Consider the following 10866-nt stretch of genomic DNA (forward strand, 5'->3'; position numbering starts at 1 on the left):
AGAGGTAGGGGGCCTGAATTCTGAGCTCAGGCCTGTTGTTGTTTTATTCGGTGGTGATTGGGTTACTGGTCTTGCTCTGTTGCGGCTGGCCGATATGGCGCAGCGCATTACCGCGCATTAAGTTGCGTTCGATATGTTCCAGAGAAATATTTTTGGTTTCAGGAATGAACAGAAGGGTCAGCACAATACACACCACGTTCAGCGCGCCATACAGCCAGAAGGTATTTGGGCTGCCGATGGTGTCGATCAGCGTCAGGAAAGTAGCACCGATGATCATATTGGCGATCCAGTTCGCCATCGTGGAACAGGTGACGCCAAAATCGCGCCCGGCGAGCGGCTGGATCTCTGAACACAGCACCCAAATCAACGGGCCAGCACTCATCGCAAAACCGGTGATGAAAACCAGCAACACGATAACGGCGGTGTATTGCTCGGTCGGGTTAGAAATACCGCTATGGAACATATAACCGAGAATGCCCATGCAGATGGCCATGCCTGAGAAGCCTAATTTCAGGATAGGTTTGCGTCCCCAACGGTCAACCAGAGCAATCGCGATGAACGTTGCCAGCACGTTGGTTAAGCCTGCAATTACCGTGCCCCACATTTGTTCGCGGGTGGTGGCAAAACCGGCGATCTCAAAGATCTTCGGGGCGTAGTACATGATCACCGTCATACCGGTGAATTGCTGCATAAACTGGAGTAGTACACCGAGGTAAGTGGAACGGCGGAAGTGTGGGTTGTGCAAGAAAAGCTGCAAACCGCGTTGCTTCATCTTCACGCTTTCGCGAATTTGATTCAGCTCGTCCTGCGCTTCTTTATCGGAGTTACGCAGCAGCTTCAGCACTTTTCCAGCCAGTTCATGCTTGTTTTTCATTGCCAGCCAGCGCGGGCTTTCAGGCAGTGTCAGCACGCCGACAAACAGGATGATCGCCGGGAATGTAATAACGCCCAGCATCCAGCGCCAGTGGCCGCCTTCGCTCAATGCCGCATCAGACAAAAACGCCGCCAGAATGCCGATCGTAATCATCAACTGATAAAGAGAAATCATGCTGCCACGAATACGTTCTGGCGCAATTTCAGATAGATACAGCGGCGCGGTAAACGATGCAACGCCCACGGCCAGGCCGAGAATAAAGCGCGATACCGCGAGCACTTCCATGCTGTGCGCGACGGCACAACCCACAGAACCGACGATAAATAGCACTGCACCGAGCAACAGGCTTTTCTTGCGCCCAAGGGTTGATGACATCGGGCCGCTGCACAGTGCGCCGAGCGCCGCACCTAACATCATGATACTGACGACAATTTCCTGGTGATGGCTGCTGAGATTAAATTCGCTAGCGATAAACGGCAGTGCGCCGGCGATGACGCCCATATCGAGGCCAAATAGCAGCCCGGCGAGTGCGGCAAGGAAGCAGACCAGTAAAGTCTGCCGATTAGTCTGTGTAGGGGAAGAGATCGTATTCATTAATAACGCCTCAAAGTTATGGATTTTTAGATCCTGAATTTGCGGGCGGGTGTGCCTGCAATTGTTGTTGTTATTTTTAAAACCGCGCCATCCAGGGCGACGGGTCGGGCAAGTCCATCTCGTGCAGAAGTGATGTAAAGATCGGATAAATTTGGGCCACCGAACGTGCAACTGCTGGGCTGGCTGACGGGCAAGGCTATGCGGCCAGATTCAACCAGTTGGAGATTGTCTATTCGGTAGCGCGCCAGGCAGGAACTTCCCCAGCAAGCGTTAATCAGTTCGCCATCTTCGGTCAGCGTCGAGCCATCGGGAATGCCGTTGACCTGGTATTCCTGTTCGATGTGCAGCCCGTGTGGCTGCAACGTCGCACGGTAAAAACGGTGACGTAACGAATCGGCAAACCAGACGTTTTCGCCGATCCATTGCAGGGTATTCGGGACTACCAAACCGCCCAGCAAATGCTGAGGCGTGGGGGAATCCGCGCAGACTCGATACCAGCTGCCAATCGCCTTCTGAGCGGTTGGGTCCATGGTGCTAAACCACAGCGAACCATCAGGCGCAATGGCGGCTTCATTGGGGCGTGTTCCGTGGGCATCATTCGGCCACGCACAAACCGCACTCGACTGTTGGTTTTGGTAGTTGTACAGCGAGATACCACTCTGGCTGACCACCAGGAAAATCTCTGGCTCAGAGGTCAGCAGCACCGCGCTGGTGAAAACCGGCATCGGGCGAACATCAACGCTTCCGGCTTGATTCGGCCAGTAACGCAACAGGCGATTTTGCAAGATATCGACCCACAACAGCGAACCGCTCTGGCGACACCACACCGGCGTTTCACCCAACTGCGCACGATATTCACCGATTGCCTCGATATTGCCGCCGATACCCTGATTCATGATTTAGCCCGCGCACTGGCGCCAGGCGTGTTGATAAGCCTGGGCACGTTCACGAAGGGTCGGCATGCTCAAACCGGCCTGATACAAACCGCCGCCAAGACCAAAACCGTTAGCGCCTGCCTGGATGTAACTGCGCATTTGTGCGGCGTCTGGCTGGATACCGCCAACCGGCAGCATGGCGACACTGCGTGGAACCACCGCGCGGAAAGCTTTGGTAACGACCGGGCTGACATGCTCCGCCGGGAACAACTTCAGTGCGCTGGCTCCGGCGTCGATCGCGATGAACGCCTCGCTGGGCGTCATGATCCCCGGCATGCTGATCAACTTGAGCAGGCGCGTGCGGCGAATCACTTCAGGGCAGCAACTTGGGGAAATAATCAGTTGCCCGCCGCATTCGGCTACCGCATCAACTTGTTCAACCGTCAGCACCGTTCCGGCACCCACATAGCCACGCTCGCCCACCACGCTGCGCATCAAAGCAATCGACTCCAGCGGTGACGGGCTATTCAGCGGCACTTCAAGATAGTGAAAACCGTACTCGAGCAGGATTTCTGCCGCTTCGACGGCATCTTCAGGCGTGATGCCGCGCAAAATGGCGACCAGCGGTAACGGCTCTTGTTGCCATTGGGCAATGAAATTTTCCGGGCTCATGATGGGTTTCCTTGAAGCTGGGTAAAGAGGTGCCACAGGCCATGAATAAAACAGTCATCGCCGTTAATTGCGGAGAGGTTCAGGCCCAACTCGCCTGCGGCAAGCTGATAGCGGGCGGTTAGTGACGGGCTGCCGACCAGCCACGCCTGTTGCCCGGCGGGTACGGCCTGCAATTCGTAGCCAATGGTTAAGCCGGACAAATAGCTGTGAACACCAGTTTCAGCAATTTCGCCGGCCAGGCGGCGGGTGCGGGCTGAGAAGATTAAGTGGGTAAATGGCGCGCCTTGCCGGGCGGCTTTCACACCTGACAAGAAAGCGTCGGTATCTTCCTGCTGTTCTGGCAGCGCACGCCCGAGAATGGAATGTTGGCTCAGCAGCGAGAATATTTCGCCGCTCATAAAGGTGGCGAACGAGGTAATTTCACCATTCACCATTTGCGCATGTTTGCTGTGCGTGCCGGGCAACAAGGCGGTGTGCTGGCTGGCAGGATGCAGCAACGCCAGGCCTAATAGTTGTACTTCTTCACCGCGCATTACGTCTGGCTGAGAGAACCGACTGTTGCCGTTCGCGCCGGGAATAATCCACGCCGGGCTGCCCCAGTCGGTGGTGAAAGCCAGCGTACGAGCAGCCAGATCTTCGGCAAGACAGGGGAGCGGTGCATAAGGCACTTCATGCCAGCCTTGCTGCGAACCAACCATTCCTGCCATTACAATCGGCAGGTTGCCGAGCTCTTCTAACCACGCGTGCAGCAACGTTTGCAGCGTCGAGGCAAATTGCCCCTTTTCAACGGATAACAACCCGCAAGGCTGGCTAATTCGGGAAACAGGCTGCGAACCGGACATTAAAAATGCACGGAAGTTGGTGGTTCCCCAGTCGATGGCAATCCAGTGAGTTTTCATTCAAGTAATACAAACCATGCAATCTTGTAATACAAGAATGCTAGAACAAAAAGCACCCAAAGTGTGTGAGGGAGATCGAAATTACGTCAGATGAGGATCAAATAATGTGGTCGAACATTTCCGGTCGATCCTGCCAGATGCGTTTTTTAGCGGCATTGAGCAAAATATTACGCATTTGCAGGCGGGCTTTATCGACTTCTTTCAGGCGGATAGCATCGAATAGCAGGTAGTGTTCGTCGACGGCGGCTTTGGTCTGGCGCACGTCTTTTTCCAGCGTTTGCTTAAAGGAGAGCGCCATGGCGGCGGAAAGCGCGTTGCCAAGGGCTAAAAGAAAGGGATTATGCGTGGCGCGTAATAACGCATGGTGGAACGCCATATCGCCTTCTTCGAATAACGATCTTTGTGCTTCTAGTTGGCCATTGCGCATTAACTGGAGCGCATCTTCCATCGCCGCCAGATCGTGTCCGTTGGCGTTTAACGCCGCAAGCGTTGCCACATTAGGCTCGAAAATCAGGCGCGTCACAATCAGTTGCTCAACCAGTTTAAGGTCAAGTTCACCTTCAGCCAGCCAGCCCAACACATCAATATCCAACAGGCTCCACAGTTCGCGGCTATTCACCGTGCTGCGTTTCTTGGCCTGAATCGAGATAAGCCCCTTGGCAGCTAATACCTGAAGTGCGTTACGCACTGAAGTCCGGGAGACTTCATATTCAAGGGCCAATTCGTTCTCGCCAGGCAATGACAGTCCTGGTGCAAGATCGCCGTGCATAATTCGCCGCGCAAGATGCTGGGTGACGGATTCTGAAATGCTGGCCTGTGGGAGTTTCATTACACTTTCTCGATCAAGTCTGAACCTGGAAATGAGCGACATAATAAGCTAATCGCACTTTGATCGCACTGTATGTACTTAAAAGATAAGAGAGCATGGCTCCGTAATGAATTAACGCGACGCAGATCGACATTCTCCGGCCAGGGCTTAGGGTTAATCGATTAACCTTGCTATGCTGATTAGGCAGTTCTCCTTGGGCCGGAGAAACAAAATGAACATTTCTGTCAACATGCCGCCTTGCGTGGCATTCCACAACGGCCATTTTACGGCTGAAGATCTCATCACTAAGGTTACCCGTAGAGGCGATCTGGCTGGCGTTTTTTACGATACCGACGCCTGGCGAGCATTGCCGCCGGAAACGGCAATCTATCAGGTCGAAATGCTGAAATCTCCGCAGGGCGAAGGTGAGCTTTATGCTGGCACCACGCACCTGAATCCGGGGCGAATCGGCGACGAGTTTTACATGACGCGCGGGCATTTCCATCAGCGGCGCGAACAGGGCGAAGTCTATTTTGGCCTGCGCGGAACGGGCTTATTGCTGCTGCAAGATGAGCAGGGAAAAGCGCGCTTTGAGCAGGTTTCGCCTGGTTCAGTGCATATTATTCCAGGTGCGACAGCGCACCGTTTGATTAACACCGGAACTGAAGTTCTCTCCGCACTTGCCGTTTGGCCAACTATCGCCGGGCATGATTACGCGGCGCTGGCACAAGGCTTTGCGCAGCGGGTGGTGTTGCAGGACGGAAAAATTCACGGCAAAGAGGTGCAAAATGGCTGAACAGCACCTGAATTTTGGGCTGGATATGGCGATCCACCACCAGCCGATGGGCTTTAGCTATGGCGAAGAGGTGATTGGCCCCGTACCGGAGATCCGTAAACTCGATCAGATCCGCGCCTCGTTGCGCGATCCGGCATGCAATGGTCCGGAAGACGTGTATGCCATCGTGATGGATGTGGCGCGTTTGCAGGACACCGATGAGCTTAAAAAACGCATGCTGCTGTTTGGCGTGGTGACTTACGCTTCTGGCCGCCTGGGCGATGAGCCGATTCGCAGCCAGGGACATATTCACCGCATCAGTGAACACAGCGGTTGGTCGCCGCCTGAGCTGTATGAAATCTGGCAGGGCAAAGCGATTATCTACATGCAGGAATATGTAGCTGACGACCCAGGGCGCTGTTTTGCGGTTTGCGCGGGGCCTGGTGAGAAAGTGCTGGTGCCGCCGGGTTGGGCACACGCGACGATTTCTGCCTCGCCGGATGAACCGCTGACGTTTGGTGCCTGGTGCGACCGGGAATATGGTTTCGAATACGATGCGGTGCGGGCATACAAGGGGCTGGCGTGGTATCCGCTTTTGCAAGATGAGCATATTGCCTGGCAGCATAATCGCCGTTATATGCCGGGGCGTTTACAGGTGACCTCGCCACGCCAATATACCGAATTTGGGATTACCGATGCGCCGCTGTATCAACAATTTATTGATGATCCGGCGCGTTTTCAGTTTATTTCAAAGCCGGGAATGGTGAGCGGGAAGTGGGTGGGGTTCCATCCTTAAAAAAGTCGGGTGACGCTGCGCTTACCCGACCTACGAGTTTGGTGTCGTAGGGGGGATAAGCGCAGCGTCATCCACCATGTTTTACGAGAACAGCCCCACAGCCACACCCGCCGCCGCCAACACCAATAACAACAACATTGCTTTCACCGGTGACACACCGCGTTTCGCCATCAAATACCAGGTGCCAATCACCACCAACAGCGGCAGCAGATTAGGGAAAATTCCGTCCAGCATCTGCTGCACATGGATATTCACGCCATCTTTGGTGACAAACTCCAGCCCAGTGCCGAGTTTCACGTAACTTGCCGCCACGCCGCCCATCACGAACACGCCTAATAACGATAGCGCTTCACGCAGGCGGGTTGATTTGCTGCTTACCAGCATCTCAACCGAGGTTGACCCCATGCGGTAGCCTTTCAGGAACAGGAACCACGAGCCGGGAATAATAATCGCCAGCCACGCCACGCAATAAAACAGTGGCCCGAGAATGTTGCCGCCCGCCGCCAGCGCCATACCAATACTCAACAGAATCGGGATCAGCATGCCTGGTATCATCGAATCACCAATCCCCGCCACTGGCCCCATTAGGCCAACTTTCAGCGTGTTGATGGTTTCGCCGTCTATCGGCTCGCCGTTGGCGCGTTTCTCCTCAAGACCCAGCACCATGCCGTTGACGATCGCCCCCAGCTGCGGCTCGGTGTTGTAGAACGACGCATGGCGTTTGAGCATCTCTTTGCGTTGTTCGTCATCGGGATAGAGCTTTTTCGCCACCGGCAACATACTCAAACAAAAGCCGAATGACTCAAGGCGCTCAAAGCTCATGGACGAAAGGTTGTACATCATCCAACTGCGCCAGCAACGGCGCAAATCCTGGCGAGTGAGTTTACGTTCTTCCATCAGAATTCATCCTCATCATCAGCGGGCGTGGAGGCTGTGCGTTCAGCCTGCGGCTCAGGTTTGTAGTTGTAGTGAATCAGTGCCAGCAACGCGCCGACAATCACCAGCGCCACCATGTTTAGCTTCAGGAAAACAATGCAGATAAACCCCACCAGAAAGTAAATCAACATGCTGTAATTCTTGATAATTTGCTTAAGCAAAATCGCGATACCTACCGCAGGCAGAATCCCGCCCAACACGTTCATGGTGGAAAGAACGATGTGCGGCAGGCTGTCCATAAAGGCGTTGATGTACTGCGCGCCGAAATAGACTGCGATAAACGTCGGAATAAAACGCATCAGGAAATTGGTGGCTTGCGGCCAGATAGCACTGTTGAGATACACGCCGCGCTCGTCGCCTTTCTCCAGCGCAATATCCGCGCGGTGGTTCCACCAGGAATTGAGCACCATCATGGCGTTAAACAACACCGTACCCGCAATGCCGATGGTCGCTGCCAGCGCCACAGCCACTTCCGGGCCTTTATTGGAAAGAATGCCGAGTGCGATTGCCGGGAAAGCAACAAAGTTGAGATCCGCAGGCATCGAACCGCCGGGAGTGACCATCGCGATATACACGGCCTGAACCGCCACGCCGATGATAATCCCGGTTTGCACATCGCCGAGAATAAAACCTACCAGCATCCCTGAAACCAGTGGGCGGGTAATTAAATACCAGCCGCCGGTCAACCCCAGCAGCCATGGGCTGCTAAGTGCACCGAGGTAACAGAGAATGCCGATTAGAGCTGCTTCGAAAGCCATAAATGCACTCCTTTATTTGAGTTTTTGTCGAGCATCCTGCCAGCTGTAACTGCTGGCATCAGGTACCAGTCGAAATTCAATCTGATGCCCGCGCAGCAGCAGATAGTCGAACGCCGCTATCTCTTCGGGGTTCACAGATTGATTCGGGCCAATGGTGGTGGTGGTGGCTCGCGCGCTCATCGGGCCAACGTTGATTTTCTTATTGCTGTTTTGCAGGCTGATACCCGCTTCCTCAATGCGTTTTAGCGTTACCGGAGATTTACCAATCACAAAATAGTGCTTCTCACTGGCGATGATCTTTGGCAGTTTTTCAATCGCGGTGGCGGTATCAAACAGCCAGACTTTGGTGTCCTGCACAGCGCCTTTCATCACCGATGACAACAGCGGATCGGCGGCAACGGCATCATCAATGGCGACGATCCCATCGCACGGCAACTCTTTTGCCCAGCGGGTGATCAGCTGGCCGTGGATCACTCGATCGTCAATGCGCACAAAAGAAATACTCATCGTTGCCCCTTAGAAATCATCAGATTGTGTGGTTTCAGTCAGTTGCGCCTGAACCAGCGTGTCGTGTGTTTCTGCCAGTAAAACCTCTGCCGCCTGTGCGACATCGGTCAGGTCTTTTATTTCATCGCTCAGCAATACCATCGGGAAATTCACCCCGCCTAACACCGCCATAGGTGGCTGCGTTTGCGGGTCGAATGCATGATGGCAGGCGATATTCCACGGCGTGCCGCTTTGCAAATCGCATAACACCAGCACGCCGTCAGCACCTTTACCGGCCTGTTTCAGCACTTCGGCAAACTCATCGCCAAAACTATTGATGCCCTTGTTTTCCGTCAGCATCACGGGGAAAACATGCGGCAGTTCGCCGTAGACCATTTTGCCGCCAGCCAGTAATGCTTCGGCAAGCGAGCCATGTGTTGCCAGAATCACGTTGATCATCTTGTTATCCTCTTACCCAGGCTTTCATGGTGGCGAGTTGCTGACCCGCAGCACAACCGTATGGGGAAATGCGATATTCGCCGACAGCCGCCGGCACAATGAAGGTTTCGGCGTAATGCACCACAAAGGGTTCGAATGCGCCGTGCGGGCTTTCAACCAGAGCGGCATCGCCTTCAACCAGATTCAATACGTTGACGCCGCCGTGGGTGTGGTGGGTGACCGGTTGAGTAAACCAGTGGCGACGGGTTTCGATAAATTCACGTTCATGCAGGCCGGTGCGTTCTTCACTCCAGCCATCGCCTGCGGCAATCGACTCAAAATGGTTGACCAGATGTTCGGACACCCATTGCGTATCGCGTTGCCAGTCAATCACTTGTGCGCCGTGTTCCAGATGCACCGGGCGCGGCAGGCCATCCAGACCCAAACGCCCCCAGTCCCACAATTTGAAGGTGAAAATGTACGGCGTGGCGCTGATTTCCAGCACCATCGCGCCGGATCCGGAACAGTGCACGGTACCTGCCGGGATCAGGAAGTGATCGTGTTTACGCGCCGGAAAACGATTCACAAATTTCTCGTCATCAAACGCTTTTTCGCCACGCTGGGCCGCCGCGAGATCGTCGAGCATTTCTTGTGGACTGATACCTGTTTTGGTCCCCAGATACACTTCCGCACCCGGTTCGGCTTCCAGCATGTAATAGCTCTCATCCTGGGTGTAGTGCATGCCGAAATGCTGCTGGATATATTCGGTTACCGGATGAACCTGGAAGCTTAAATTCTGCCCGCCGATGGTATCGAGGAAATCGAAACGGATCGGGAACTCCGCACCAAAACGGGCATGGACGCGCTCGCCAAGCAGCGGACGCGGGTAAAGCAACACCAGATCCTGAGAGGGGATCTCGATCCGCACATCACCAAAACGCAGTAACAGGCTGTTCTCCTCGGGCACACAGTCAAAACACCATGCGTAATTTGGCTTTGAGGGATCGAGATCGAATTTATCTTTCATCCATTGCCCGCCCCAGACGCCTGGGTCGAAGAATGGCACCACGCGGAACGGTTGTTGCGTGGTTTGTTGCAGCGCGCAGCGCAGCGCTTCGCCGCTGACCATCGCCGGTTGTTCGGCGTTATTGGTATCGAGCAGGAAATCCGCACGCTTCAGCAACGGTGTTTTATGGCGGTCAAACACGCGCCATTCAATGAAAAAGGCACGCTTGTAACGGCGCAGAATATCTTCATCGGTGTTATTCGCACCCCAGTTGCCGAGTTCGCCACGGCGAAAACGCTGCTGGATTTCCCAGCGCGCCAGATCCGCATACACCAGCACATCACCGCTATGAATTAGTGCGGCTCCTGGGCCGTAAACCACCACCAGGCCTGATGTGATGTCAGCGACTTCACGCTGCGCTTGTGCCAGTTTGTCGGGGCAGAAAAACTCAGGTAACTGGTGGCAAGAAAGTACGCCGAATACGCGGTCATCCGTCAGGTTATAGGCCAGTAAATCATGCAGATGTTGTTCACTGATGCGCGCAGATTCCGCGTTAATCACGCATTGCGGGTTCAGTTGGCTAATCAATTGTGCGTGGAGCGTGTCGAGTTCAACGCCGGGATAGCAGTCAATCACCAGCACGGTTTTCGCTGAGCGTGTCAGTTTCTCGCTTACTGCATGTTTGATGGCAGACCATCCCTGCCAGGCTTGATGGTCAAATCCCGAAACGCGGACTTCGGGATACTTGTCATAAGATGCCGGATACATAGTTTTCTCCCTGTTTCTGATAGATTAAGATTAATCGATTAACCGTCTTTGAACAGAGTGGTAAACGCGATTAACCTGTCACTTTTGCTAAGATGTTGCCTAAAGTTGGGTTATCTGTGATGGCATTCACACGTGGATAAGCAAATTTTTGGTTATTCGATTAATCTATTGGGAATTACGT

12 protein-coding genes are annotated in these 10866 nt (G+C 54.1%); 2 read left to right on the forward strand and 10 right to left on the reverse strand.

All coding sequences use genetic code 11. From position 1 onward, the window contains the following. Positions 1 to 43: 43 nt before the first annotated feature. From MES37_RS03280 to MES37_RS03300, 5 genes are all read right to left on the reverse strand, one after another. The gene (locus MES37_RS03280; RefSeq protein ID WP_064543430.1) at positions 44 to 1468 is read right to left on the reverse strand and encodes a sugar porter family MFS transporter; all 1425 of its coding nucleotides are present in this window, start codon (positions 1466 to 1468) and stop codon (positions 44 to 46) included. 26 nt (positions 1469 to 1494) lie between these two features. Further along, complete coding sequence (locus MES37_RS03285; protein ID WP_237930066.1) at positions 1495 to 2364, reverse strand: SMP-30/gluconolactonase/LRE family protein; 870 nt, start codon at positions 2362 to 2364, stop codon at positions 1495 to 1497. Between the two features lie 3 nt (positions 2365 to 2367). Next, positions 2368 to 3015 (reverse strand): 2-dehydro-3-deoxy-6-phosphogalactonate aldolase, encoded by a 648-nt coding sequence (locus tag MES37_RS03290; protein ID WP_237930067.1) that lies wholly within the window; start codon positions 3013 to 3015, stop codon positions 2368 to 2370. Then, positions 3012 to 3914 carry a 2-dehydro-3-deoxygalactonokinase gene (locus MES37_RS03295; RefSeq protein ID WP_133522238.1) on the reverse strand — a complete coding sequence of 301 codons (903 nt, stop codon included), beginning with the start codon at positions 3912 to 3914 and terminating at the stop codon, positions 3012 to 3014. Before MES37_RS03295 ends, MES37_RS03290 begins: the two co-directional genes overlap by 4 nt. 97 nt (positions 3915 to 4011) lie before the next feature. After that, positions 4012 to 4743, reverse strand: a complete 732-nt coding sequence (locus MES37_RS03300; protein WP_064543438.1) for a FadR/GntR family transcriptional regulator — start codon at positions 4741 to 4743, stop codon at positions 4012 to 4014. A 211-nt stretch (positions 4744 to 4954) separates the two neighbouring features. On the opposite strand from MES37_RS03300, the gene MES37_RS03305 reads away from it, so the two are divergent. Next, positions 4955 to 5518, forward strand: coding sequence for a glucose-6-phosphate isomerase family protein (locus MES37_RS03305; protein ID WP_237930068.1), 564 nt, complete (start codon positions 4955 to 4957; stop codon positions 5516 to 5518). Continuing rightward, a complete protein-coding gene (locus MES37_RS03310; RefSeq protein WP_064543440.1) occupies positions 5511 to 6293 on the forward strand; it encodes a glucose-6-phosphate isomerase family protein in 783 nt (260 codons plus the stop codon). Before MES37_RS03305 ends, MES37_RS03310 begins: the two co-directional genes overlap by 8 nt. 81 nt (positions 6294 to 6374) lie before the next feature. On the opposite strand, the gene MES37_RS03315 is transcribed toward MES37_RS03310, so the two are convergent. Genes MES37_RS03315 through MES37_RS03335 form a run of 5 tightly spaced genes read right to left on the reverse strand, consistent with a single transcriptional unit; the run spans position 6375 to position 10685 of the window. Further along, positions 6375 to 7190, reverse strand: a complete 816-nt coding sequence (locus MES37_RS03315) for a PTS system mannose/fructose/sorbose family transporter subunit IID (protein WP_064543441.1) — start codon at positions 7188 to 7190, stop codon at positions 6375 to 6377. Next, complete coding sequence (locus tag MES37_RS03320) at positions 7190 to 7987, reverse strand: PTS mannose/fructose/sorbose/N-acetylgalactosamine transporter subunit IIC (RefSeq protein ID WP_064513773.1); 798 nt, start codon at positions 7985 to 7987, stop codon at positions 7190 to 7192. Before MES37_RS03320 ends, MES37_RS03315 begins: the two co-directional genes overlap by 1 nt. A 12-nt stretch (positions 7988 to 7999) precedes the next feature. Continuing rightward, positions 8000 to 8494 carry a PTS system mannose/fructose/N-acetylgalactosamine-transporter subunit IIB gene (locus tag MES37_RS03325; RefSeq protein ID WP_064543442.1) on the reverse strand — a complete coding sequence of 165 codons (495 nt, stop codon included), beginning with the start codon at positions 8492 to 8494 and terminating at the stop codon, positions 8000 to 8002. Positions 8495 to 8503: 9 nt separating this feature from the next. Further along, entirely contained in the window at positions 8504 to 8932 is a 429-nt protein-coding gene (locus tag MES37_RS03330; RefSeq protein WP_064543444.1) for a PTS sugar transporter subunit IIA, read from the reverse strand. A 4-nt stretch (positions 8933 to 8936) separates the two neighbouring features. After that, complete coding sequence (locus MES37_RS03335) at positions 8937 to 10685, reverse strand: class I mannose-6-phosphate isomerase (protein ID WP_064543446.1); 1749 nt, start codon at positions 10683 to 10685, stop codon at positions 8937 to 8939. Between the last annotated feature and the right edge of the window lie 181 nt (positions 10686 to 10866).

It is taken from the genome of Buttiauxella sp. S19-1, assembly GCF_022134725.1.
Taxonomy (GTDB): domain Bacteria; phylum Pseudomonadota; class Gammaproteobacteria; order Enterobacterales; family Enterobacteriaceae; genus Buttiauxella; species Buttiauxella ferragutiae.

Bases quoted from the DNA above. Each gene is read 5' to 3' on its own strand.
- MES37_RS03285 (WP_237930066.1), bottom strand. From the start codon at position 2,364: ATGAATCAGGGTATCGGCGGCAATATCGAGGCAATCGGTGAATATCGT.
- MES37_RS03315 (WP_064543441.1), bottom strand. From the start codon at position 7,190: ATGGAAGAACGTAAACTCACTCGCCAGGATTTGCGCCGTTGCTGGCGC.
- MES37_RS03325 (WP_064543442.1), bottom strand. From the start codon at position 8,494: ATGAGTATTTCTTTTGTGCGCATTGACGATCGAGTGATCCACGGCCAG.
- MES37_RS03335 (WP_064543446.1), bottom strand. From the start codon at position 10,685: ATGTATCCGGCATCTTATGACAAGTATCCCGAAGTCCGCGTTTCGGGA.
- MES37_RS03330 (WP_064543444.1), bottom strand. From the start codon at position 8,932: ATGATCAACGTGATTCTGGCAACACATGGCTCGCTTGCCGAAGCATTA.
- MES37_RS03310 (WP_064543440.1), top strand. From the start codon at position 5,511: ATGGCTGAACAGCACCTGAATTTTGGGCTGGATATGGCGATCCACCAC.
- MES37_RS03305 (WP_237930068.1), top strand. From the start codon at position 4,955: ATGAACATTTCTGTCAACATGCCGCCTTGCGTGGCATTCCACAACGGC.
- MES37_RS03280 (WP_064543430.1), bottom strand. From the start codon at position 1,468: ATGAATACGATCTCTTCCCCTACACAGACTAATCGGCAGACTTTACTG.
- MES37_RS03295 (WP_133522238.1), bottom strand. From the start codon at position 3,914: ATGAAAACTCACTGGATTGCCATCGACTGGGGAACCACCAACTTCCGT.
- MES37_RS03300 (WP_064543438.1), bottom strand. From the start codon at position 4,743: ATGAAACTCCCACAGGCCAGCATTTCAGAATCCGTCACCCAGCATCTT.
- MES37_RS03320 (WP_064513773.1), bottom strand. From the start codon at position 7,987: ATGGCTTTCGAAGCAGCTCTAATCGGCATTCTCTGTTACCTCGGTGCA.
- MES37_RS03290 (WP_237930067.1), bottom strand. From the start codon at position 3,015: ATGAGCCCGGAAAATTTCATTGCCCAATGGCAACAAGAGCCGTTACCG.